24 protein-coding genes are annotated in these 24304 nt (G+C 60.3%); 10 read left to right on the top strand and 14 right to left on the bottom strand.

Annotation, left to right across the window (positions count from 1 at the left end; genetic code table 11):
* Nucleotides 1-142: 142 nt before the first annotated feature.
* Nucleotides 143-445 (bottom strand): PsiF family protein, encoded by a 303-nt coding sequence (locus tag ACA065_RS02905; protein WP_497693233.1) that lies wholly within the window; start codon nt 443-445, stop codon nt 143-145.
* Between the two features lie 71 nt (nt 446-516).
* Nucleotides 517-1305: an AraC family transcriptional regulator gene (locus ACA065_RS02900; RefSeq protein ID WP_497693232.1), complete on the bottom strand. Its 789-nt coding sequence runs from the start codon at nt 1303-1305 to the stop codon at nt 517-519.
* Between the two features lie 97 nt (nt 1306-1402).
* On the opposite strand from ACA065_RS02900, the gene ACA065_RS02895 reads away from it, so the two are divergent.
* Nucleotides 1403-2290 (top strand): DMT family transporter, encoded by an 888-nt coding sequence (locus ACA065_RS02895; RefSeq protein ID WP_497693231.1) that lies wholly within the window; start codon nt 1403-1405, stop codon nt 2288-2290.
* Between the two features lie 113 nt (nt 2291-2403).
* Here ACA065_RS02895 and ACA065_RS02890 read toward each other — a convergent pair whose 3' ends face one another.
* Both ACA065_RS02890 and ACA065_RS02885 read right to left on the bottom strand, forming a co-directional pair.
* Nucleotides 2404-3294 carry an esterase/lipase family protein gene (locus tag ACA065_RS02890; RefSeq protein ID WP_497693230.1) on the bottom strand — a complete coding sequence of 297 codons (891 nt, stop codon included), beginning with the start codon at nt 3292-3294 and terminating at the stop codon, nt 2404-2406.
* Nucleotides 3295-3370: 76 nt separating this feature from the next.
* Nucleotides 3371-4012, bottom strand: coding sequence for an FMN-dependent NADH-azoreductase (locus ACA065_RS02885; protein WP_497693229.1), 642 nt, complete (start codon nt 4010-4012; stop codon nt 3371-3373).
* Between the two features lie 136 nt (nt 4013-4148).
* Here ACA065_RS02885 and ACA065_RS02880 point away from each other — a divergent pair, with 136 nt between their 5' ends.
* Together ACA065_RS02880 and ACA065_RS02875 are read left to right on the top strand one after the other, a co-directional pair.
* Entirely contained in the window at nt 4149-5048 is a 900-nt protein-coding gene (locus tag ACA065_RS02880; protein ID WP_497693228.1) for a LysR substrate-binding domain-containing protein, read from the top strand.
* Nucleotides 5049-5146: 98 nt separating this feature from the next.
* Nucleotides 5147-5677 carry a ferritin-like domain-containing protein gene (locus ACA065_RS02875; protein WP_497693227.1) on the top strand — a complete coding sequence of 177 codons (531 nt, stop codon included), beginning with the start codon at nt 5147-5149 and terminating at the stop codon, nt 5675-5677.
* A gap of 661 nt (nt 5678-6338) precedes the next feature.
* Here ACA065_RS02875 and ACA065_RS02870 read toward each other — a convergent pair.
* Nucleotides 6339-8411: an AsmA family protein gene (locus ACA065_RS02870; RefSeq protein WP_497693226.1), complete on the bottom strand. Its 2073-nt coding sequence runs from the start codon at nt 8409-8411 to the stop codon at nt 6339-6341.
* Between the two features lie 369 nt (nt 8412-8780).
* Between ACA065_RS02870 and ACA065_RS02865 the strand changes: the two genes are divergently transcribed.
* Together ACA065_RS02865 and ACA065_RS02860 are read left to right on the top strand one after the other, a co-directional pair.
* Complete coding sequence (locus tag ACA065_RS02865; protein ID WP_497693225.1) at nt 8781-9152, top strand: hypothetical protein; 372 nt, start codon at nt 8781-8783, stop codon at nt 9150-9152.
* A gap of 152 nt (nt 9153-9304) precedes the next feature.
* Nucleotides 9305-9937 carry a TetR family transcriptional regulator gene (locus ACA065_RS02860; protein WP_053254084.1) on the top strand — a complete coding sequence of 211 codons (633 nt, stop codon included), beginning with the start codon at nt 9305-9307 and terminating at the stop codon, nt 9935-9937.
* Nucleotides 9938-9942: 5 nt separating this feature from the next.
* On the opposite strand, the gene ACA065_RS02855 is transcribed toward ACA065_RS02860, so the two are convergent.
* Entirely contained in the window at nt 9943-10431 is a 489-nt protein-coding gene (locus tag ACA065_RS02855; RefSeq protein WP_497693224.1) for a C40 family peptidase, read from the bottom strand.
* A gap of 340 nt (nt 10432-10771) precedes the next feature.
* Here ACA065_RS02855 and ureE point away from each other — a divergent pair, with 340 nt between their 5' ends.
* From ureE to ACA065_RS02830, 5 genes are all read left to right on the top strand, one after another.
* Nucleotides 10772-11272 carry an urease accessory protein UreE gene (gene ureE, locus ACA065_RS02850; protein ID WP_497693223.1) on the top strand — a complete coding sequence of 167 codons (501 nt, stop codon included), beginning with the start codon at nt 10772-10774 and terminating at the stop codon, nt 11270-11272.
* Nucleotides 11269-11943: an urease accessory protein UreF gene (locus tag ACA065_RS02845; protein WP_497693222.1), complete on the top strand. Its 675-nt coding sequence runs from the start codon at nt 11269-11271 to the stop codon at nt 11941-11943. The genes ureE and ACA065_RS02845 overlap by 4 nt, the downstream gene beginning before the upstream one ends.
* 23 nt (nt 11944-11966) lie before the next feature.
* Nucleotides 11967-12581, top strand: coding sequence for an urease accessory protein UreG (gene ureG / locus ACA065_RS02840; RefSeq protein WP_028615537.1), 615 nt, complete (start codon nt 11967-11969; stop codon nt 12579-12581).
* Between the two features lie 24 nt (nt 12582-12605).
* Nucleotides 12606-13178 (top strand): HupE/UreJ family protein, encoded by a 573-nt coding sequence (locus ACA065_RS02835; protein WP_497693221.1) that lies wholly within the window; start codon nt 12606-12608, stop codon nt 13176-13178.
* 159 nt (nt 13179-13337) lie between these two features.
* On the top strand, nt 13338-14459 hold the full coding sequence (locus ACA065_RS02830) for an AGE family epimerase/isomerase (RefSeq protein ID WP_497693220.1): 1122 nt from the start codon (nt 13338-13340) through the stop codon (nt 14457-14459).
* 120 nt (nt 14460-14579) lie between these two features.
* On the opposite strand, the gene ACA065_RS02825 is transcribed toward ACA065_RS02830, so the two are convergent.
* From ACA065_RS02825 to amaA, 8 genes are all read right to left on the bottom strand, one after another.
* Nucleotides 14580-15485 carry a cation diffusion facilitator family transporter gene (locus ACA065_RS02825; RefSeq protein WP_497693219.1) on the bottom strand — a complete coding sequence of 302 codons (906 nt, stop codon included), beginning with the start codon at nt 15483-15485 and terminating at the stop codon, nt 14580-14582.
* Between the two features lie 224 nt (nt 15486-15709).
* Nucleotides 15710-16477 (bottom strand): SDR family oxidoreductase, encoded by a 768-nt coding sequence (locus tag ACA065_RS02820; protein WP_497693218.1) that lies wholly within the window; start codon nt 16475-16477, stop codon nt 15710-15712.
* Between the two features lie 820 nt (nt 16478-17297).
* The gene (locus tag ACA065_RS02815) at nt 17298-18014 is read right to left on the bottom strand and encodes an ABC transporter ATP-binding protein (protein WP_200432001.1); all 717 of its coding nucleotides are present in this window, start codon (nt 18012-18014) and stop codon (nt 17298-17300) included.
* Complete coding sequence (locus ACA065_RS02810) at nt 18011-18886, bottom strand: ABC transporter ATP-binding protein (protein WP_177017380.1); 876 nt, start codon at nt 18884-18886, stop codon at nt 18011-18013. Before ACA065_RS02810 ends, ACA065_RS02815 begins: the two co-directional genes overlap by 4 nt.
* Entirely contained in the window at nt 18883-20160 is a 1278-nt protein-coding gene (livM, locus tag ACA065_RS02805; RefSeq protein WP_497693217.1) for a high-affinity branched-chain amino acid ABC transporter permease LivM, read from the bottom strand. The genes ACA065_RS02810 and livM overlap by 4 nt, the downstream gene beginning before the upstream one ends.
* Nucleotides 20161-20162: 2 nt before the next feature.
* A complete protein-coding gene (locus tag ACA065_RS02800) occupies nt 20163-21077 on the bottom strand; it encodes an ABC transporter permease subunit (protein ID WP_048727385.1) in 915 nt (304 codons plus the stop codon).
* A 276-nt stretch (nt 21078-21353) separates the two neighbouring features.
* The gene (locus ACA065_RS02795; RefSeq protein ID WP_497693216.1) at nt 21354-22490 is read right to left on the bottom strand and encodes a branched-chain amino acid ABC transporter substrate-binding protein; all 1137 of its coding nucleotides are present in this window, start codon (nt 22488-22490) and stop codon (nt 21354-21356) included.
* Between the two features lie 374 nt (nt 22491-22864).
* Nucleotides 22865-24148 (bottom strand): L-pipecolate oxidase, encoded by a 1284-nt coding sequence (gene amaA, locus ACA065_RS02790; protein WP_497693215.1) that lies wholly within the window; start codon nt 24146-24148, stop codon nt 22865-22867.
* Between the last annotated feature and the right edge of the window lie 156 nt (nt 24149-24304).

Below are 24304 nucleotides of genomic sequence, written 5' to 3'. Positions count from 1 at the left end.
AGCCCAGGGTGTGAATGCGATCAACTGTGGGAGCTGGCTTGCCTGCGATAGCATCACCTCAGTTTGCCTGATACACCGAGGTGTCTGCATCGCGGGCAAGCCCGGCTCCCACACCTGAACGCCAGCGTCCGCAAAAGCGTGATCAGCTACCTTTGAGGCAGGTGCTCATAAAGGTCTTACGCGCATCACCGGCCAACGCCTTGGTTTTCGCCGTGGCGTTGCAGTCTTTCATCTTCTGCTGCTGAGGCGTCAGGGTCTTGGCGTCGTTGGCGGCTGGCGCCGACAGGCAGGTCTTCATAAAGGCTTTGCGGTCATCGCCTTTAAGCGTCTTGGTGGTGGCTTCAGTATTGCAGGTGGTCATTTTATTTTGCTGGGCGGTCGCGGCAAACCCTTGAGAACACAGCAGCAGGCCCATCATCAACAGCGGAATACGCAGCATCTTCATGGAGTTTTCTCCCTGTTACCGTGCCGGGAGGCACGGCCTACGCAGCAGTGTAGTCAAAGCCTGTTACATCTTCACCGGCTGCGAATATTTGTTCGACGATACTGCTCCGGGGTGCAGCCGGCGTGGCGCTGGAACATGGCGATGAAGGCCGAGGCGGTGCTGTAACCCAGGTCAAATGCCACCCGTTGCACACTGCGGCGGCTGTCGAGGGCGTCGATGGCTGCCAGGTAACGCAGGCGCTGGCGCCATTCGCCGAAGCTCATGCCCAGCTCGCGTACAAACTGGCGTGCCAATGTGCGCTCACTGACATGCACTTGCTCCGCCCACTGCGCCAGCGGGCGGTTATCGCCCGGTTCAGCCTGCATGCCCTCGAGCACGCCGAGCAGCCCGGGGTGGCGTGCGTAGGGTAAAAAGCAATCGTGAATCGGCGCTTGCTTGAGCTGATCGACCAGCACCTGCGCCAGGCGGATATCGGCTTCGCTCTGCGCAATGTTGACGTCACGCTGGGCGAAGTCGCTGAGGATAGCCTTGAGAATCTCGCTGATCGCCAGGGTGCACGGCGCCTTCGGCAGTTGCTCGCAGAGTTCCGGGGCCAGGCCCACCGAGCGATAGACAATCGCCTGGGCGTTGTAGGAGCTGTGCTCGGTATTCGGTGGGATCCAAACCGCGTACTGCGGCGGCGACATAAAGCGGCTGCCGGCGACTTCCATGCGCATGACGCCGTTGGCCGAATAGTCCAGCGAACCCCAGAAATGCCGGTGCGGGGTGCACTCGGTGTCGGGGGCGAAATCGGAGTAACGGAAGTAGACCGGGCTCGGCAGGCTGTGGAAATCCGCGAGGCGTACTGTGTGTCTGGCCATATTGTCTGGATACAACGGTCGTTTGTCTGGATCGCAGTATAGGCTTCGATACAGACAGGGGATAATCCTGCCTCATCAACACACCTGGTTTCTTTCGATGCAATACGCGTATCCCCTGCTGGCCATCTTTATCTGGGCCGGTAACACCGTGGTCAACAAACTGGCCGTGGGCACGATCTTCCCCGCAGAAATCGGCTTTTACCGCTGGTTGCTGGCGGCGCTGCTGTTTACCCCGTTCATGCTCAAGCCGGTGATCGCCAACTGGGCGCTGATCCGCCCTAACCTGGGCAAGATCTTCATCCTCGGCGTGCTGGGCATGGCGGTGTATCAGAGCCTGGCCTACTACGCCGCAACGCTGACCAGCGCCACCAACATGGGCATCATCCTCTCGCTGATGCCGTTGATGTCACTGACCGCCGCCATTATCAGCCTCGGCCAACGCTTGACCTTTGGCGCGCTGAGCGGCGCGGTGCTGTCGTTCGCAGGCGTCGTCGTGGTGGTGTCGGCCGGCAGCCTGAGCGCGTTGCTGCAACACGGGCTCAACCTGGGCGACGCCATGATGCTGATCGCCACCCTGGCCTACGCGGTCTACAGCACCCTGCTGAAAAAATGGCAGCTGCGCCTGCCGCCGTTGGTGTTGCTGTACTTACAGGTGCTGGTGGCGGTGGTGGTGCTGTTTCCGCTGTTCTTGTTCTCGACCAAGGCAGGCCTGGGCTGGGCGAATATTCCGTTGGTGTTGTACGCCTGCTTGTTGGCGTCGATGGTCGCGCCACTGGCGTGGATGCATTCGGTGAAAACCCTGGGGCCAAGCCGCACCACGTTGTTTTTCAACCTGCTGCCGTTGATCACCGCGTTGATTGCGGCGGTGGTGTTGAAGGAACAGTTGGCGATGTACCACTTGGTGGGTGGTTTGCTGACGTTGGGCGGGGTGATTTTGTCGGAGCGTTGGACCACGCCAGTGCGCCAAGAGGTCAGCGTTGCCTGATAGACCGCCTTCGCGAGCAAGCCCGCTCCCACATTCGACCCCATTCCAAGGTTGGAACTCGGTCAACGGTGGGAGCTGGCTTGCCTGCGAAGAACGATAACGCGGTCTCCCGGCTAAACCCCAGCAGCCTTTAACCGCTGCGCATGCTCCACAAACAACCGAATCGGCTCCGCCCCCTTGCCCACCAGCCCCATCGACTGGTTAACGATATCGAAATGGTCCAAGGGGTAGTCATCGCCAATCACCCACCCCAGGTGTGAGCTGTAGCGCCCGACCATGCCGTCGCACTGGCCCTTCTCCCGCACGAAACTGCGAGCAAACAACCGGCAACTGCGGTGCGTGCCGTCCAGCAGGTTACGCCCGCGATCGGTCTTGCCCGGCTGCAAGGTGCCGGACCACGAGTAGTAGCGCACGCCGTTGACCACCTCCGCGCCCTGCCCGCCCCAGGTATCCGGCAGCCCTTGGGGGTACTGACGGTTGAACAGCGCCACGCCGTCGCAGGTCAAGGACTGATGCGAGGCCTGCAGATCCGCCTTGAAGCGCGGCCCGCGATAGCCGGTTTCCAGCAGGCCCATTACCCAGGCAACCAGATGAAACACCGCGCTCACGACCCGGCCTTTCCAGCTGCTCGGGGGGTAATGGGCATGGAAATGGTCCGCCAACTCCGAGCCATGGTTAGGCCCGGCAACCGACGTCACCGACGCCACCCATTCCGGGCGCTTGGCCGCCGCATAACGCGCCGTCAGCGAGCCCTGGCTATGGCCGATCAGGTTGACCTTGTCGGCGCCGGTTTCACGGCGTATCCGCTCGATCTGCACCAGTAACTGCTCGCCGCGTACCTCGCTGGAGTTCAGCGGTGCCACTTGCACGGGAAATACCTGTGCCCCGCCCGCCCGCAGTGCCGGGACAATGCCGTACCAGTAAGGGAACCACCCCACGCGCACAAAGCCCAGCATGCCGGGCACCAGCACCAAAGGGTAACGCGTGGCGAGGGATTCGGGCATGCAGCGAACGTCCTGATTTAGGGGCAATAAAACCATCCTAGACCACTCGACATGACCGCCCCATGACCAAGGCCGGTTAAAAATGCCCTGCCAGGTCGTGCAACTGGCGCTCGGCCTCTTCACAGGCGCGTAGGAATACCGACTTGTCCGACTCTTCACCCTCGGCGGCAATCACCCGAATGTCATCGATGCCGATATAACCCAACACCGTACGCAGGTGCGGATCGGCATGGTTCATCCCTTCGTTTTCGCCACCTGGGCCAAACCCGTTGCCGCCACGGCTGGTGATGATCAGCGCGCGTTTGCCACTCAGCAACGGTTGGTACTGCGCGATGCCCTGGCTGTCTTGGCGGATGTCGAAGGTGAGGCCCATGCGCACGATTTGATCGATCCAGGCCTTGAGGCCGCTGGGCACACCGAAGTTGTACAGGGGCATGGAAATCACCAGCAGCTCATGTTCGATCAGCTCGCCGACCAGTTCATCACTCAGTTGCAGGTCGGCCTTCATCACCTTCGGCAGGGATTGCGGCTCAGGGTAAAAATTCGCTGCGACAAACGCCTCGGTCACATGCGGAATAAAGGCCCGGCCAACTTCACGACGGGTGATCTGCGCGTCGGGGTTAGCGGCCTGCCAGGCATCGAGAAACGACTCCGCCAAGCGCCGGGAGTGTGAACGCTCGCCACGCGGGCTGGCGTGAACAACTAGCATTTTTTTCATCTGTAGACACCTTCACGGGTACACTCAGGCGACCTGGATGGCCGCCGTCAATGCCTGCAAATCTAGAACCGAGCGTGCTTTCCGACAAATGAGCAATAGTTAATCCAGATGAATCCATTTCATCCATGGAGCCAGAATGTTTGCCTCGCTGCCGCTAACCGCACTGCGCACCTTTGAGTCAGCCTCGCGCCTGCTCAGCTTCAAAGCGGCGGCCAAAGAATTGTCGGTCACGCCCACAGCGGTGTCCCACCAGATTCGCGCCCTGGAAACCTGGCTGGGCGTGCCGTTGTTCGAACGCCTGCCACGCCAGGTGCGCCTCACCGACGGTGGCGAGCGGCTGTTCCACAGCCTGCACGGCGCGTTGCTGGACGTGGCGCAAAGCGTCGACACCTTGCGCCCGCAACGCAGCGCCGGGCACCTCACCGTTTCCACCACGCCGGCCTTTGCGGCGTTATGGCTGGTGCCACGGCTGGGCCGCTTCTACGCCGCCAACCCGGACATCAACCTGCGCCTGGATACCCAGTGCGAGGTCGTCGACTTGCAGCAGGATGCCAGCGTCGACCTGGTGATTCGCTACAGCATGGGCGATTACCCCAACCTGTATGGGCAATGCCTGTTCGATGAGTTTTTTGCGGTGTACGGCTCACCCGAACAGGTCGCGCGGGCCAGCACCCAGGTGCCGACGCTGATCAGCGTGCGCTGGCACAACTCCGAGCTTTACGCCCTGGGCTGGCAAGCCTGGTGCGAGAAGGCCGGCGAGTCGTGGCTGAGCCACGCGCGGCCCCTACGTGAATACGATGAGGAGCATTACGCGCTGCAAGCGGCAATTGCCGGCCAGGGTTTGGTGTTGGCGAGCAATATTCTGGTCTCGGAAAGTGTGGCCAGCGGCTTGTTGGTGCCCTATCGGCCACAGGTCAGTGTCGGCGGCGCCGGTTACAGCGCGCTGTGTGTGCCGGGCCGCGAACGCCATCCGCCGGTGCGGGCGTTTTTCCAGTGGGTGCAGGAGGAAGCCAAGCGGTGCGGTCAGGCGTTGTGAAATCCGATAAAACTTTTTGCGTCGCGCGGCACTCACAACTGGGAGCGATCACGCCGGCAGAGCGTGGCGTAAACCCGGATTAGCACCAGGAGATTGAGATGACTGAAGCACACTTGACTGACGTTGCGACCCTGCGCTCCCGCGCCCGCCAGAACGTCGAAAACGGCGCCGTGACCGAAGGCTACGACGCTGACCGCGAAGAAATCATCCGCCTGCTCAACGCGTCGCTGGCCACAGAGCTGGTGTGCGTGTTGCGCTACAAACGTCACTACTTCATGGCCAGCGGCCTGAAAGCCAGCGTCGCCGCCGATGAATTCCTCGAGCACGCCACCCAGGAAGCCGAACACGCCGACAAACTGGCCGAACGCATCGTGCAACTGGGCGGCGAGCCGGAGTTCAACCCCGACCTGCTGTCGAAGAACTCCCACGCCCAATACGTGGCGGGCAACAGCTTGAAGGAAATGGTCTACGAAGACTTGGTGGCCGAACGGATTGCGGTGGACAGCTACCGCGAGATCATCCAGTACATCGGCGACAAAGACCCGACCACGCGTCGCATCTTCGAAGACATCCTGGCCCAGGAAGAAGAACACGCCGATGACATGGCGGATATTCTGCAAGACCTGTAACTCGTAACACTGCAATACCCTGTGGGAGCGGGCTTGCTCGCGAAGGCGGCGTTTCAGTCAATAAGCTATCGACTGACCTACCGCATTCGCGAGCAAGCCCGCTCCCACATTTGGTTTCGGGTTTCGTCAGTTACTTCACCGCTTTCAGCGCGGATATCTGCAAGACCTGTAACTCGTAACACTGCAATACCCTGTGGGAGCGGGCTTGCTCGCGAAGGCGGCGTTTCAGTCAATAAGCTATCGACTGACCTACCGCATTCGCGAGCAAGCCCGCTCCCACATTTCCCACATTTGGTTTCGGGTTTCGTCAGTTACTTCACCGCTTTCAGCGCGGATATCTGCAAGACCTGTAACTCGTAACACTGCAATACCCTGTGGGAGCGGGCTTGCTCGCGAAGGCGGCGTTTCAGTCAATAAGCTATCGACTGACCTACCGCATTCGCGAGCAAGCCCGCTCCCACATTTGGTTTCGGGTTTCGTCAGTTACTTCACCGCTTTCAGCGCGGATATCTGCAAGACCTGTAAGCCGTAACACTGCAATACCCCTGTGGGAGCGGGCTTGCTCGCGAAGGCGGCGTTTCAGTCAATAAGCTATCGACTGACCTACCGCATTCGCGAGCAAGCCCGCTCCCACATTTCCCACATTTGGTTTCGGGTTTCGTCAGTTACTTTTCACGGTTTTCGGCGCCTTGCCTTCCTTCATCTGCTGCAGGAGAGGCGCACACTGGTTGGGCTCATCACCGCTGGGTGCTACCAGGGCCAGGAGTCCTGCGGCCGGGCCGGCAATCACACCCAGCGCGACCATGCCGGCGCCGCGCAGCATCAGCGGCACCGCCTTCACACCGGCATTGGGCTTGATAAACGGCCCGTTGACGTACAGCGGCGAACGCAGGGAGAACAGCCGAAAGCCTTTCGACTCAGGCGTGATCGTCAGGTCCAGCTGTTCGGTGGCCATGTTGGCCGTGCCATCGATGTAGATAATCGCGTTCTCGGTATCGAACACAAACAGGCGGGTCGTGGCCAAGCCGGTCTTGATGCCGAAGTCCGCCGCCGCGCAGTTGATCTTCACTTCCTTGTCGCCAAACAGGCGGCCCACCACGTAGTTGCCCACGTTGAGCCCGGCGATTTCCATCAAGCCACGGCTGATCGCGCCATCGTTGATGAGCATTTTAAGGTCGCCGTTGGAGGTGCCCAGCAGTGCCGCCACGGAATTACCGCGCCCGGTAATATCCGCATCGCCGTTGAGTTCACCGAAGCTGGTTTTCATTGGCTCGAACGTCGGAAACAGCTGCTTGAGCTTGAAGTTACGCGCAGTGAGTTTGGCGCGCCCCTCCATCGGTACGGTGCGGCCGTTCAAGCGAATCTGCGCATCCAGCTTGCCACCGGCCACGCCGAAACGCAGCGGCTCCAGGCTGAGTTCGCCGTCGTTGAGCACCAAGTGCGTGTAGAGATCGGTGAACGGTAAATCGGCACTGTGCACGATGCGTTTGCCGGTGAATTCCACGTCCGCGTCCATGTCGCGCCAGCGTTCGGTGCGGAACTCTTCCACCGGCAACACTTTAGTCGCCGGTTGTTTGCTTTCACCGCCACGGGCTTTTTGCTTGGCGTTGGAATCAGCGCCGATCAGCGGTGCGAGGTCGGTCATCAGCAGCTGGTTGGATACCAGCGCGCCGCTGAGCTTGGGCCGTGGTTGGCTGGCGACATATTTCAGATCGCCGTGGATGTCGCTGTCTCCGATTTTGCCGTTGAAGTTTTCATAGGTGAATGAAGCGCCGCTGGCTTCATGCAATTTGGCGATCAGGTGACCGTCGGTGGAATACGCGGGGGAATCGGGCAGCGTCACGCCGGTCAGCGGGTAAAGGTTACCCAGGCTGGTGCCTGCGAGTTTCAGGCGCAGGTCCAGCGCGCCGAGGTTCAGCGGGTCGGTCAAGGTGCCGGCCAAGGCGATGCGGGTGTCGGCAATTTTCACCTGAGCCTGCAGCGGGAACGGCTTGGCCGCGTCCTGCAACGCCAGCAGGCCGCCGATCTTGCCGGTGCCGTCGAGTTTCTGGCCGTGGTACTGGCCTTTGACCTTGAGGCCGAATGCGTAGTCTTGAGGCGCCGAGCCTTTTTCCAGGGCCTTCTTGGCATCGGCGTCACCGACGATTTCGCCGAAGGGAATCGGCTTGCCCAGCGGGTCGATGATGACGTCGAGTTGGGTCTTGAGGGTCTGGTCGTCGAGCGTCACGTGGCCCTTGTCGAAGCCGATGGCGCCGATGTCGACCACCCAGCTGGAGGGCTCGGCGTTCGGGTCTTTGGGGTCGAACTTGAAGGTCCAGTTGGCGCGGCCATCGGCCAGGCGCTGCAGGTCGGCGCTCGGTTCGGTGAGGTCGATGCGCGGGATCACCACGCGCTGCACCAGCAGCGCCAGGGGCGAGATGCGCAACTCAACGCGCTTGAGCGTGACCATCTGCGGTTTTTTCGACCAGTCCGGGTTGCCCAGCGTCAGGTCTTCGGCGATCACGTGCGGCCATGGCACCCAGGCGCGCCAACCGCCTTCATCCGGCTCACGCGCCCACACCACCGCCAGGTTGCCATTGATGGCAAAGGGGCGATGCAGCTCTTCGGAAACCTTGGCGTTGAGAGGCGGCTTGATACGGTTCCAGTCGAAGAACACCAGCAACAACACCACCACGGCGATTAACAGAACGAAGCTGGCGCAGCTCCAAGCGACGATTTTACGAGTGCGCGTCATTGCACAGGACTCCTGATTACGACTGAGGGCGCGCGCTGCCGCGCACCTTTTGACTACAGCTTATAGAGCTACGACTGACAAATGGTCTGGGGGTTTACCCCCGAGTACGAATTCCTAGCAAAAAAAGCGATTCCTCCTACAGCCCAAGTCGACCTAACCATCAACAATGCACCGGTGTTACCCATGAGCGGGTCAAAAATACCCACCTTGGTGCAAAACCGCGGGCTTGAGAGGTGCGTTCTAGAGCCTCCGATGGGAACAATCAATTCTGTTGATTATTACCATTGTGTTTATGAACTTTTATATCGACTTATCGAGAGTAGCATTAGCCCTGTACCCACTTTATCGCCCTCCTAAGGAGCAACCATCATGAAACGCCAATTACTCGCTACCGTTCTGCTGTCTGTCCTGGCTTCCAGTGCTTTTGCCCTGCCAGCCGCTGAACAAGCTACCCCACAGAACAAAGCCCAAGCCGTTCAATCCAGCCAGACCCTGGCTCGCAGCGGTTCGCAAGAAGACGAAAACCGTGACTACGCCAAAGGCGCTGTTGCAGAAAATGGCTCGGAACACGCCAACAAACGCGCCTACACCGAAGGTGTTGCCGAAGGTGGCCGTGATCGCCTGGAACAAAAAGGCCTGGTAGAAGGCGGTGCTGAACAAGCCAACGACCGCGCTTACACCCAAGGTATTGCCGAAGGCGGTGCTGACCGTCTGCAAGAACTGCATCAAGCACAGAGCTAAGCCCGTGGTGGCCGAGAAAAAAGCCCGATCGACCGATCGGGCTTTTGCTTTTTTATAGAAACCACATCACCGCCCACACCACCAAGTTCGACGCCAGCGAAGCGGTTTTGCTAGAGTGCGTCGCTGTACTTGCCGACTAAGCCCGCCCGCCGATGCTGCCCCGCGCCGAACAGAAGCAACAGACCCGCCTCGCCTTGATGGACGCAGCCCGCCATCTGATGGAGTGTGGCCGTGGGTTCGGCAGCCTGAGCCTGCGCGAAGTGGCCAAGACCGCCGGCATTGTGCCTACCGGGTTCTATCGCCATTTTGACGACATGGACCAGCTTGGGCTCGTCTTGGTCAGCGAAGTTGGCCAGACCTTTCGCGCCACGATTCGGCTGGTGCGCCACAACGAATTCGTGATGGGCGGCATCATTGATGCGTCCGTGCGGATCTTTCTGGATGTGGTCTCGGCCAACCGTTCACAATTCCTGTTCCTGGCCCGCGAACAATACGGTGGCTGCCTGGCCGTGCGCCAAGCCATCGGCGCCCTGCGCGAAGACATTACCAGTGACTTGGCGGCCGACCTCACGCTGATGCCCAAACTCCAGCACCTGGATGCCGAAGGCCTGCACGTAATGGCCGACCTGATCGTCAAGAGCGTGTTCGCCACCCTGCCCGACATCATCGACCCGCCAGCCCAAGCCCTGCCCGCCCATCTCACGCCCCAGGCGAAAATCACCCAGCAATTGCGCTTTATCTTTATCGGCCTCAAGCATTGGCAAGGCCTGGGCAGCACCGAGTAAGCCGATCAGCCCTGCGGGTGGAAGCGTTTGGCGCTGGTGTAGTTTTTTTTCCAGTATTTGCTATTCAGCGAATCAATTCGAACGCGCTTGCCGGTGCTGGGCGAGTGAATGAATTTGCCTTTGCCCACATAAAGGCCGACATGGCTGACCTGGCCGCTCCCATTACCCTTGAAAAACACCGCATCGCCGGGCATGAGTGCCTCTCGCGGGACGGTCGCGGCGCTTGAGCGATGCATCTGCGTGGTGGTGCGCGGCAAGCGGATATTGGCTTCGGTCTTGAACAGATAGACGAGGAAGCCGCTGCAATCAAACCCTTGATCTACCGTGCCTCCACGTCCGTTGTAAGGCGTGCCGAGCAACTGATGGGCACGATCAATCACGTTGTCGATGGAGGCAGCAGAACTGAAGGGGGCAGACGGCTTTAAATTGGCTGACGCCGGTATGACGCCGTAGGAGAGACTGACAATGACTGCATACAAAAATACTTTGAACATGGTCGGCGTCGCTGTGAATTAAAGACGGCGCACATCGTAATGAAACCGAACGTAACTTTTTGAAAGCCGAATCCTGGTGATGCGTAAGACGCTTCCGAGAAAAAATCCAGTAAGAATCAGATGAAAGAAAATTCATGCGGCACTCAGTAAAACTCAACGCAAAACGCCCACATCCGGTGCTATAAATTCAATCACGCACCATTTAGATGCATCGTAGGAATCGGCTGACGCCCTATTCGGTGGCATCTCCATGCTTACCTACAGCGATTTCCCATTCGCGCGTGCGGTTGGCAAGCCCCTTGCTCTAGCTCTTTTATCGCTCATAGCTGGAAGCCTCCTGATGCTGGTGATCCACCGCCGAATCGCCCCCCAAGCCCTCTGGGCCGCTGAACTGCTGCTGAACTTCGAAGCACGCAGCAAAAGCCGGCTGCGCTGTTTCAGTGCCGACGGTGAAGACGTCGGCCTGTTTCTGGAGCGCGGCCAGCCGCCGTTGCACGATGGCGAATGCCTACAGGCTGAAGACGGACGCGTCGTACGCGTGGTCGCTCGCCCTGAACACCTGCTGCACGTCACCTGCAGCAACGCGTTTGAACTGACCCGCGCGGCCTATCACCTTGGCAACCGCCATGTGGCTCTGCAAGTTGGCGACGGCTGGCTGCGCCTGCTGGACGACTACGTGCTCAAGGCCATGCTCGAACAGCTGGGCGCGCACACCGAAACCATCGAAGCCCCGTTCCAACCGGAACACGGCGCCTATGGCGGTGGCCATCACCATTCACGCCATGGTGATGAAGACTTCAACTACCCGCCCAAGCTGCATCAGTTCGGCGTACGTCTATGAACCCAGCCTGGGCGCTGTTGCGTCTGGCCAGTCCGCAATTGCCGATTGGTGGCTACAGCTATTCCCAAGGCCTGGAAATGGCCGTGGAGAATGGCCGCGTCAAGGATGCCGCCAGTGCCCGACGCTGGGTCAGCGACCAGTTGCTGCTCAACCTTGCGCGCTTCGAAGCGCCATTGCTGCTCGCCCATTGTCGTGCGGCCGCGGAGGAAAACTGGCCGCAACTGGCGCAATTGTGCGAAGAACATCGCGCCAGCCGCGAGACCCGCGAGCTGTATCAGGAAAGCCGGCAGATGGGCTACTCCCTGCAACAGCTGCTCAATGGCTTGCCGGAACTGGACGCCGCCGCACGTGCGTTTCTGGAGCACTGCGCCGAACCGCACCTGGCCCTGGGCTGGGCCCTGGCAGCGCGCGCCTGGCACATCAGCCCTGACGATGCCCTCGCCGCCTGGCTGTGGAGCTGGCTGGAAAACCAACTGGCCGTGCTAATGAAAACCTTGCCGTTGGGCCAGCAAGCCGCCCAGCGCCTGACCAGCGAACTGCTGCCGTTGCTGCAACAAGCCCAGCAGGACGCCGGCCGCATCGACCCCCACCATTTTGGCAGCGCCGCCTTCGGCCTGTCCCTGGCGTGCATGGCCCACGAGCGCCAGTACAGCCGCCTGTTCCGTAGCTAGGGCCTTTTATTTTGGAGAAACACATGAATACACAACCTTTGCGTGTCGGTATCGGCGGCCCGGTGGGCTCCGGCAAGACGGCCCTGACCTTGGCGCTGTGCCTGGCCTTGCGCGATCGCTACAACCTGGCGGTGGTGACCAACGACATCTACACCCGCGAAGACGCCGACTTCCTGGTGCGCAACCAGGCCCTGGCGCCCGAGCGCATTATCGGCGTGGAAACCGGTGGCTGCCCACACACGGCGATTCGTGAAGACGCCTCGATCAACCTCGAAGCCGTCGACCAACTCAACCGCCGCTTCCCCGGCCTGGACCTGATCCTGGTGGAGTCCGGTGGCGACAACCTGTCGGCAACCTTCAGCCCTGAACTGTCGGACCTGACCATCTACGTGATCGATGTGTCGGCCGGCGACAAGCTGCCGCGCAAAGGCGGGCCCGGTATTTGCAAATCCGACTTGCTGGTGATCAACAAGATCGACCTGGCCCCGCTGGTGGGCGCCTCGCTGGAATTGATGAACAGCGACACCACGCGCATGCGCAACGGCAAGCCCTTTGTGTTCAGCAACCAAAAAACCGGCGTCGGCCTGGATGAAATCGTCGCCTTTATCGAACGTCAGGGCTTGCTCACTGCAGCCTGATCTCACCTTGAAAGGAGCCTGTTCATGGGCCTTAACAAACTTCTCGCAACCGCCGCGCTGCTGCTCGCCCCGGCCCTCGCCTTCGCTCACCCCGGGCATGGCGATAACGGGTTGGTCGCCGGTATCAGCCACCCTCTGGGCGGTATCGATCACTTACTGGCGATGGTCGCGGTCGGCCTGTGGGCCGCGCAACAAAAAGGCAACGCGCGATGGGCACTGCCTTGCGCCTTTGTCGGCACCATGCTGATTGGCGGCCTGCTGGGTTTTGAAGGCCTGCAATTGCCGGCGCTTGAAAGCGGGATTGCTGCGTCGGTGTTGGCGCTGGGCCTGGCGGTGGCGCTGGCAGTGCGGCCGCCGCTGTTCGTGGCCGTCGGTGCCACCGCCTTGTTTGCGCTGTTCCACGGGGTTGCACATGGCCTGGAGCTGCCGGACATGTCCAGCCCGTGGGCGTATGCCGCTGGTTTTGTGGGTGCGACGGCGGCGTTGCATGCTGCCGGGTATGCGGTGGTGCGTTTTCTGCCGGCCGCGGCTGCGCCGTTGGTGCGGGTGGCTGGGGCAGCTTCGGCGGCAACTGGGGTTTGGTTGCTGGCGGGCTGACCTTGATCGTTCCCACGCTCTGCGTGGGAATGCCGCCCAGGACGCTCCGCGTCCCAAAGCACGACGCAGAGCGTCACAAAATGCATTCCCACGCAGAGCGTGGGAACGATCAGCCTGCTACCATGCGCGCCTACACCCCTGCCGTGACGACGCCAGCCGATGCCCATCGCTCCAAGTTCCGCCTCCCAGCCTTCGTTGAATGCCGTGCTCACGCACTTCCATGACCTGATCGTGCCGCTTTGGCAGGGCCCGGGCTGGAATGCCGAGCTGGCGTTGCCCTATGAGGCGCTGGACGCCGATCATCGCCCGTTGCCCCCAAAACGCTACCGCGCCATGGCCTGTGCCCGGCAGTTGTACCTGTTCGCCAGCCTGATCGGCACGCCGGGCGCAGCCTTCGCCGAAGAGCGTGCAGCGGCGCTGTTCCGTTCCCTGCAACGACACTTCCATGACGCCGAGCACGGCGGCTGGTTCTACAGCATCGACGCCCACGGCAAGCCGCTGGATAAGCGCAAAGACCTTTACACCCACGCCTTCATCATCTTTGCCTGCGCCCACTACTGGGCCAAGGTGCGCGAGCCGTTGGTGGAATCGGTGCTCGATGCGGCCCTGGCCGTGGTTGCCGAACGTTTCGCCACCGGCGACGGCCTGTACGACGCGGTCGTGGAACGCAATTGGTCATCCCTCAAGTCCGGCCCGCTGCAAAACCCGCTGATGCACCTGGCAGAAGGCTTCCTCGCCACGCTGGCCGTGCGTGAAGACGCCGTCACACAGGACGCGCTGCTGGACCTCGCCACCGCGATGCAGAAGCGCTTCATCGACCGCCAGCACGGCGTGATGATGGAAAAACCGCTGGGTGCTGTGGATAACTGGTTCGAGCCGGGCCACCAGTTCGAATGGTTCTTTTTGCTCGATTCCTCAGCCGTACTGCGCGACACGCCGCTGCATGCCTCGTTGACGCGGGCATTTGCCTACGCCGAGCTTAAGGGTGTGGATAAATCGAGCGGCGCGGTCAGCGGCATGCTCGCCCTGGACGGCACGGTGCGCGATGGCACACAACGGATCTGGGCCCAGGCCGAATACCTGCGCGCGCTGACCTTGCGACCTGGCAGCGAGGCAGTGTTGCAACGCCAATTGCTGGCGCTGCAACAGCACTTTTTGCATGAGAAAGGCTGGCATGAATGCCTGGACGCCAAGGGCGCCGTGAGCCGACGGGATATGCCGTCGACCACGCCGTATCACTTGGCGACCTGTTATCAGGGTTTGATCCAGTATTTGGGCTGACCTTTAGGGCCTCTTCGCGAGCAAGCCCGCTCCCACATTTAACTGCGTCCTACCATTGGAATGCGGTCGAATGTGGGAGCGGGCTTGCTCGCGAAAGCCTCACCTCGGTCTACCTGACCTTCACGCAATCCACTTGCGATCCCCGGTAAAGCTGATCGTCAGCCAACGCGCCGCATCCGGCGTGCCAAGACCTGTGGATATCTCTTCGCGCAGCCCATCGAGGGTGGCGACGTTACCCACCGGGTAGTTCGCCGGCAACACCACATGAATCTCGATAAACCGCGCCCGCCCGTGCTTTTGCACGTAGGACACGTAGTCGTCGAAGCCATGCTTGGCCTGGGCCGCATCCATTACTTCGCGCACCTTGTCGTCCAAGTGGTCCGGGGCAATCCCCAGCACCTCGCGCAATGCCGGGCGCAAGATCTTGAACGCTGGCGCCAGCATGCTCAGGGCCAGCAGGATCAGGATCAACGGGTCGACATACACCGCCCACTCGCCATACCCCTGGGACTTGAGCAGCAGCGCAGCGAGAAAGCTGATCAGCAAGCCCACCGACAGCATCGCGTCCACCAGCCAACTGATGTTGTCGAACTGGATCAACGACGATTTCAGCGTGCGGTTGCGATAGCGCACGTAGAAGAAATAGGCGAACTCGACCACGGTAAACACCGCCGCATAAATGATCACCAGCCCCAACTCGATTTCACGCCCGCCATTGATAATGCCGAACACGCCGTTGAGAAACGCGTAGATGGCGATCAGCAGCAAAAAGCTGCCTTCGATCAGCAGCACCATCGGCTCCAGGTGCCAATAGCCGAACTGGAAGCGCTCGTTGCTTTTCTTGGCGATCAGCTTGGCCGTGATCAGCATCAACACCTTGATGGCGGTGGCGATCAGCGAGAAAAAGCCGTCGAATAGAATGGATTGGGCGCCAGAAATCACACCCGTGACAATCCCGGCGATCGCCACGGCGAACATCAGGATGGTCGATTGTTTGAGCAGTGCCTGCTCACCTCGGTTACTCACATTTCCTCCTGTCAAAACCCTTAAACCGCACAGTGCGGAGGGGTTTTCAGGAGGGGAGTGTACCTTATGCCGTGTTTTTGGCCGATTTGCCGCCTACTAAAGGCTGTTGGGCAACCCTGTGGCGAGGGAGCTTGCTCCCGCTGGAGTGCGTAGCGCTCCCCAGATTTTGGGGCCGCTGCGCGACCCAGCGGGAGCAAGCTCCCTCGCCACAGAAGCGATCTGTTTTAAGCTTTAGCGCCACGCTCAATCGCAAACCCGGCCCAGGTCTGGCTCACCGGCATCAGCTCCAACCGGTTGATGTTCACGTGCGCGGGGGTGTTCAGCACCCAGAAGATGGTGTCGGCAATGTCCTGCGGCTGGATCGGCTCAGCACCGGCGTAGGTGGCGTCGTAGCGCGCCTGGTCACCGCCGAAGCGCACCAGCGAGAACTCGCTTTCACACAGGCCAGGCTCGATGTTGGTCACACGCACGCCGGTGCCTTGCAGGTCGCAGCGCAGGTTCAGCGAGAACTGCTTCACGAATGCCTTGGAGCCGCCATACACGTGGCTGCCCGGGTACGGGTAGCTGCCGGCGATAGAGCCGAGGTTGATGATGCCGGCACCACGGCCGTGTGCGATAAGGCGCGGCAACAGCAGGCTGGTGGTGGTCAGCAGGCCTTTGATGTTGGTGTCGACCATGGTTTCCCAATCATCAAGGCTGCACTTGGGCGCAGGGTCCGTACCCACAGCCAGGCCGGCGTTGTTGATCAGCCCGCGCAATGTGGCAAACGACGGCGGCAGGTTGGCGATGGCGTCTTCCATGCCCTTGCGATCACGCACGTCCACAACCAGGCCGTGCACTTCGGTCTGCTTGGAAAGCTCTTCGACCAAGGCATTCAGGCGATCAGCACGACGGCCAGTGAGCACCAGTTTCCAACCGGCGTCGGCAAAACGACGAGCGCAGGCTTCGCCGAACCCTGAGGTGGCGCCAGTAATAAATAGCGTGTCGGACATGGTGTTCTCCTTGCGGGCATCGGGGAAAAAATCAGCCAGCAGAATGCCCTTACGCCGCGATTGCGGCAACCGCTAAGCACCAACCTTCACACACAGTCGATCACTTTTTAACCATGCCAGGCAAAGCCTTGTAAACCGTGGCCTGCAGCCATATGCGCGCAGGTTATCCACAACTGCGCCCACAGTCTTTGGGGGCAAGTGCAAAAAGCCAAAAGCCGCTGTGTACAAGGCCTGCAGGCGGTTTTATAAAGTTTTTTGCTTGACCTTGCGCTGGCCGTATGTACGCCTATGTCCAGAGGGAAAATCCGAACGATGGCTCCAGGCCAGTCATTCCGGCCTCTGCGGCCGTCTTTCCAGAGTTTAGTCACAGACTTATCCACAGGCTGGACAGACATATTTCAGTCATATACCTGTGTCTTTAAACAGGTTGACAAAACCCTTGTGTGGTCACGAAAAACCCGCTGATCATAAAACAACCACCACGCTACAGGCCACGCGGTTAAAGGCTTTCAGCCAGATACTCCCACGTTACCCACAGCCGGTTCCACAGCGAATGGGGACAAGTCAAAACTGTGACAAAACAGGGATTTGCGGCGGCTATATGTCGCGCTTTAGAGGGTGGCTGGATTTGTTTTCCACAATTTGCCGAAGGTGCTGAAAACACCGAAAAACAAATGTGGGAACCCGCTTTATGTGGGAGCCGGGCTTGCCCGCGATAGCATCACCTCGGTTTGCCTGACAGACCGAGGTGTTCGCATCGCAGGCAAGCCAGCTCCCACATAAAGCCGGTTCCCACAGGGGACTTGCGCCAAGGTTTAGATCAGTGCCCGCCGAGGTAGGCGTTGCGCACCTCTTCGTTCACTAACAGCTCTTTACCGGTGCCCGTCAGGCGTATCTCGCCGTTAACCATCACATAAGCACGGTCCGACAAGCGCAGCGCATGGTTGGCGTTTTGCTCCACCAGGAAGATGGTCATGCCAGTGGCCGCCAGTTCACGCAAGGTGGAGAAGATCTGCTTCACCACAATCGGCGCCAGGCCCAGGCTCGGCTCGTCCAGCAGCAATAGCTTGGGCCGGCTCATCAGCGCGCGGGCGATGGCGAGCATTTGCTGCTCACCGCCGGACATCGTCATGGCGCGCTGAGTGCGCCGCTCCTTGAGCCGCGGGAACAGCTCGAACATGCGCTGCATGTCTTCCTGGGCGAATTTGTCACCAATGGGGATAGTGCCCATCAGCAGGTTTTCCTCGACGGTCATGTCGGGGAACACCCGCCGCCCTTCCGGCGACTGCGCAATGCCGTTGGAGGCGATGTAGTGGGACGACTTGTGGGTAATGTCGACGCCGTTGTAGAGAATCTGCCCCGACTCGGCCCGTGGCTGGCCAAAGATCGACATCAACAGCGTGGATTTACCCGCGCCGTTGGAGCCGATCAGGCTCACGGTTTCGCCCTCGTTGATGTGCAGCGAGACTTTTTTCAGGGCCTGGATCGGTCCGTAGAACACGTCCAGGTCCTTCATTTCGAGGATAGGTGCACTCATACCAGCTCCTCTTCGTCTGCGCCCAGGTAGGCGGCAATCACTTTCGGGTCGTTGCGGATCGCATCCGGGCCGCCTTCGGCGATCACGTTGCCGTGATCGAGCACCACGATGTGGTCGGAAATACTCATCACCATGCCCATGTCGTGTTCGATCAGCACCACCGTGAGGTCGTGTTCGTCGCGCAGCAGGCGAATCATCGCGCTGAGCGCTTCGGTTTCCTGCGGGTTGAGGCCCGCCGCCGGTTCGTCCAGGCAGATGATCTGCGGCCGGGTGCACATGGCGCGGGCAATTTCCAGGCGGCGCTGCTGGCCGTAGGAAAGCTCACCGGCGAGGCGGTTGGCGCAGTCCACCAGGTCGACCACTTCGAGCCAGTAGAAGGCGTGGTCGAGCGCATCGCTTTCGGCTTTGCGGTAGCCCTTGGTGTTGAGGATGCCCGCAAGCATGTTGCGGTTGACCCACATATGTTGGGCCACCAGCAGGTTTTCCAGCACCGACATTTCCTTGAACAGGCGAATGTTCTGGAAGGTCCGCGCCAAGCCTGCGCGGTTTACCAAATGGGTGCCGCCGAACATCTTGTAGTACACGCGGCTGAGGAAGCTTTTCGGCGAGACGAAGTCCACCGCCTTGAAACGCTCACCGAGCAGCTGGATCACGTTGGTCTGCTTGCCCCGCACGTTGAGTTCGATCTTGCCGCCACTGGCTTTGTAGAAGCCGGTGAGGCAGTTGAACACCGTGGTCTTGCCGGCGCCGTTGGGGCCGATCAAAGCGAAGATCGAGTTGCGTTCGACCTTGAGGCTCACATCGCTCAAGGCCTTGATGCCACCGAAGTGCATCATCAGGTGTTCCACAGAAAGGACGACTTCCTTGCTCATGGCGCCACTCCTTTACGTGGGGTCACACCGGTGCGGCTGATCCGGATCAGGCCGCGCGGTCGCCAGATCATCATCACCACCATCAGCACGCCAAACAGCAGCACGCGGTATTCGGAGAAGCTGCGCAGCAGTTCCGGCGCAACGGTCAATACGAACGCCGCAATCACCACGCCGACCGTCGAGCCCATGCCGCCCAATACCACGATGGCCAGGATCAGCGCCGATTCGAAGAAGGTAAACGACGACGGGTTGACGAAGCCCTGGTAGCTGGCAAAGAACACCCCAGCCAGACCGGCCGTGGACGCGCCGATGGTGAACGCCGAAAGCTTGACCAGCACGTGGTTCAGGCCCATGGAACGGCAGGCGATTTCATCTTCGCGCAGGGCTTCCCAGGCGCGGCCGACCGGCATGCGGGTCAGGCGGTGCTTGATGTACAGCACGGCCAGCACCACCAGGAACAGCACGATGTAGATGAACATGAACTTGATGTTGGGGTTGTAATCGATGCCGAAGAACTCGTGGAACGGAATCCCACCCTCCTTGGCTTTACGCCCGAACTCAATGCCCAGGAAGGTCGGCGAAGGCACCGGCATGCCGTTCGGGCCACCGGTAAACGACAGCCAGTTGTTCAGCACCAGGCGAATGATTTCACCGAAGCCCAGGGTCACGATGGCCAAATAGTCACCGTGCATTCGTAGCACCGGGAAGCCGAGTATGCACCCCGCTAGCGCGGCAGCGATGGCCGCCAGCGGCAGCACGCTCCAGAAGCCCAGACCGAGGTATTGATAACCCAGCGCCAGGCCGTAGGCGCCGATGGCGTAGAACGCCACGTAACCCAGGTCGAGCAAGCCGGCCAGGCCGACCACGATGTTCAAACCCAGGCCGAGCAACACGTAGATCAACCCGAGGATGACCACCGTCAGCAAGTACTTGTTGGCAAAGATCGGGAACACGATGGCAATCACGATCAGTGCCGGAATGATCCAGCGCAGGCGTGATTTGTAGTCCGGCGGCAACACGTGCACGCCGGAGCCACTGCTCTCGAAACCCTGCAGAATCTTCAGGCCCTTGGGGGTTTGCAGGAACAGGCTGAGGGCAAAGCGCCCGGCCATGACGATGGCGACCAGCACGGCCACGCGTGCCGGTTGCAGGTTGAAGCTGTAGCCGTCGAGGACCACGCCGACGATCGGACCGAACACGATCAATGAAATCAGCCCGGCGAGGACCGTATCGACCACACTTTTCTTGATATCGATAGATTTGGCAGCAGACATGTTTACACCTTCGCCACGAGCGGACGACCAAGCAGGCCCTGAGGACGGAAAATCAGAATCACCACCAGCAGGGAGAAACTGAACACGTCTTTGTAGTCAGAGTTGATCAACCCCGAGAACAGCGACTCGGAGATACCCAGGATGATCCCGCCGAGCATGGCCCCAGGCAGGGAACCGATGCCGCCGAGTACCGCTGCGGTAAATGCCTTGATGCCGATGATAAAGCCGGCATAGAAGTCGAAGGTGCCGTAATTGAGGGTGATCAGCACGCCGGCCAGGGCGGCCATCGCGGCACCGATGACAAACACGTAGGAGATCACGCGGTCGGTGTTGATGCCGAGGATCGAGGCCATCTTGCGGTCTTGCTGGGTTGCGCGGCACATGCGGCCGAGCTTGGTGTACTTGATGATGTAGGTCAGCAGGGCCATGCCCGCAAAGGCGGCGACCAGAATGAAGACCTTGGTGTACGTCAACTGAACGAACCCGGTGCCAATATCGACACGCCAGGCGCCGGCCAGCAGCGTAGGAATACCTTGTTGTTTCGCACCCTGGGCGATCTGCGCGTAGTTCTGCAGGATCAGGGAGATACCGATGGCGCTGATCAGCGGTGCCAGTCGGGTGGAGTTACGCAGCGGTTTGTAGGCGACACGCTCAATGACCCAACCGTAAACGCCAGTGACGACCACGGTGAATACCAAAGTGCCGAGAATGAGCAGCGGGAAGGATTCGATGCCGAAGTAAGCCAGCAGTGCCAGACTGATCGCCGCGAGGTAAGCGGAAATCATATAAACCTCGCCGTGGGCGAAGTTGATCATGCCAATGATGCCATAGACCATTGTGTAGCCGATGGCGATCAGGCCATAGACCGACCCGAGGGTCAGGCCGTTGACCAGTTGCTGCAGGAAAATACCATCCATAACGCAATCTCACGCGGTGAGCACCTGCACACCAGTGGGTGTGCGGCGCTTCTGGAGGAAAAGACAGATCTCGATCACGACACAGTCCCCCTGTGGGAGCGGCTTTTGTGGCGAGGGAGCTTGCTCCCGCTGGGCTGCGAAGCAGCCCCAAACTGGGCGATCGAGATACATCAGGTGTAACTCGGTGGACGGTTTGGGAGTGCTACGCACTCCAGCGGGAGCAAGCTCCCTCGCCACAACAAGCCCGCTCCCACATTGGTTCCGTGGTGCTTGTGCTTACTTCTGCTTTTCCAGCTGGTGGTACTTACCGTCTTTGTCCCACTGGTAAACCACATAGTCGGAGACTTTCAGGTCGCCCTTGCCGTCCCAGGCTTTTTCGCCCATGACGGTTTTCACCGGGTGAGCCTTGAGCCACTTGGCGGCGTCTTCGCCTTTGTTGGACTTGGCGCCGTTGAAGCCGGCAGCCAGGGCCTGGATCGAGGCATAGGCGTACAGGGTGTAGCCTTCAGGCTCGGTGCCATTTTTGCGGAACTCTTCCACGACGGTCTTGCTGTCTGGCAGCAGGCGCGGGTCGGCGCCGAAGGTCATGTAAACGCCATCCACATACTGCTTGCCGCCCGCAGTGGCGACCAATTCGTCGGTAACCACGCCGTCATCGGACATGAACTTGACGTCTTTGAGGCCCGCTTCACGAATCTGGCGAACCAGTGGGCCGGCTTCCGGGTGCAGGCCGCCGAAGTACACGACGTCGGCGCCGGTGGAGCGGATTTTGGTGACCAGGGCACTGAAGTCTTTCTCGCCGCGGGTCAGGCCTTCTTCCAGCACGGGCTTGACGCCGCGCTTGGTCAACTGCTGAGCGGTGGCGTCAGCCAGGCCCTTGCCGTAGGTGTCCTTGTCGTTGATAACCGCGACTTTTTTGCCCTTGAGCACGTCGACAATGTAGTCGCCAGCGACGATACCTTGCTGGTCGTCACGCCCACACATACGGAACACGGCGCCCAGGCCACGCTCGGTCACCTGTGGGTTGGTGGAACCCGGGGTGATCATGATGATGCCGGCTTCGTCGTATACCTCGGAGGCCGGAATGGTGTTGGACGAGCAGAAGTGCCCGACCACGCCGATCACTTTGTCCTGGTCTGCCAGGCGGTTGGCTACCGCTACAGCCTGCTTGGGCTCACAGGCGTCGTCGCCGGCCACCAGTTTGATCTGCTCGCCGTTGATGCCGCCGGCCTTGTTGATCACATCGGCCGCCGCTTGGGCACCCTTCATGTACTGCTCACCGAAAGCTGCGTTGGCGCCAGTCATCGGCCCCGCTACGCCAATTTTCACATCAGCTTGAACAAACGCAGAAACACCCAACGCCGTTGCAACGGCGAGGGCCAGAAAGCCTTTCTTGTAAAACGTCTGGGACATGAGTGGTGCTCCGAGGTTTTTGTTTATTGGCACTACGAATTCACGACGAACTTTCACGGGAAAGCCCAGAGCAAGGCGCGTGCCATTACTTTTTTATTCTTCAAAAAGACACGGTGTCATTGTTATTACAGGCGTTTCGACTCCTTTTGCCAGGACGTGCAACCGTCTAGCATCGAGAGGTGCAACCAATGGATCCAAAAAGTACAACCCTGACAGGTCGCACCTGCAACCTGACGGATAAACGACCGTTCCTGCAGCTGTAACAATGTGCGTAACGGAACTGCACATTTACAGTGCGTGATTGCTACGACTTGCACCAATACAGATGGGTAGCCTGCTAAGAAAATGCAGGCTTTTGCCGGGTATTTCGCTGATCAGATCACGATCCGCAGGCATTGGCCCGCGTGATACAGCGAGAATCCGGCTTCATATAAGCAACTGCGCAGCCCCACCCCGGCCAGCGGTTGCATCGGTGCAAAGGGAATCGGCAAGGCCTGGGGATTGCGGTGACACAGATAATCGGCAAATGCCTTGCCGACAACGCTACCGGTGGTCACACCACGCCCGTTGTACCCCGTCACCGCCACCAGGCCCGGGGCAGGTTCGAACAGGCGCATCAAGTGATCGGGCGTGAAGGCGATGCAGCCGGTCCAGGTGCATTCCCACTGCACCGATTTGAGGTACGGGAAGTAATGCTGCTGCACCCGATCAGCCCACGCCTTGAGGAACCACGCCGGTTTTTGGTTACCGTTGCCCAGGCTGCCGAGCAACAGGCGGCCCTCGGCGTCACGGCGGATGCTGCTGAGTACCTGGCGTGTGTCCCACGAGCCCTGCCCGCCTGGCAGGATCTGTTTGGCGGCGTCATCCGTCAGCGGAGCCGACGCAACCTGGTAGTAGAAGCCTGGGAAGAAATTGCGCCGCAGCTCGGTCCATTCACCTTCGGTGTAGGCATTGGAGGCGATCACCACTTGTGCAGCCTGCACCGAGCCCTGCGCGGTTTGCACCGACCAGTTTGAGCCCTGGCGCTCAAGCTGGGTGACCGGCGAATGGTCAAACAACTGCCCACCCAAGCCGACCGCCGCATTGGCCAAGCCACTGGTGTAGCCCATCGGGTTCAGCGTGCCGGCGCGTCTATCCAGCAAGGCCGCGGCAATCTTTTGGGTGCCCGTGGCTTGCTCGCACGCCTGGCCGGTCAGCAACTCAACCGGCGCGCCACGGCGCTTCCATTGTTCTTCACGACTGCGCAAATCCGCCTCGCCACGGGCGTTATGCGCCATGTGCAAGGTGCCCTCGCGGCGCAATTGGCAATCGATGTTGTATTTGTCGATCAGGCTGAACACCAACGACGGTGCCGCGCCCAACATGCGGTTGAGCTGACTGCCCACCGCCTCGCCGAAGCCGGCTTCAATCTCGTCGGGTGGGATCCACATGCCGGCGTTGACCAGCCCCACGTTACGGCCCGAACCGCCATGGCCGGTGCGATGGGCCTCCAGTACGGCGACGCTTTTGCCTTGCTCCAGCAAGTGGATGGCCGCCGACAAGCCGGTTATCCCGGCACCGATCACGCACACATCGACCTTGACCTCGCCTTTGAGCGCGGCGCGATCCGGCCGGCCAGGGGTGAGTTGTTCCCACAAACATGCTTCGCGTAATGCCATTGCCAGACTCCGATGAGACCTAACAAACCACTTTTCCGAACTGCAAATGAGGTCAAATGTGGGAGCGGGCTTGCTGTGGCGAGGGAGCTTGCTCCCGTTCGACAGCGAAGCTGGAGCCGGCTTTTTGGGGGCGCTTCGCACCCCAGCGCAAGCAAG

Source organism: Pseudomonas sp. LBUM1640, assembly GCF_059716225.1.
Note: the sequence above shows the minus strand (reverse complement) of the source record. Positions and strands in the feature narration are given on the sequence as shown.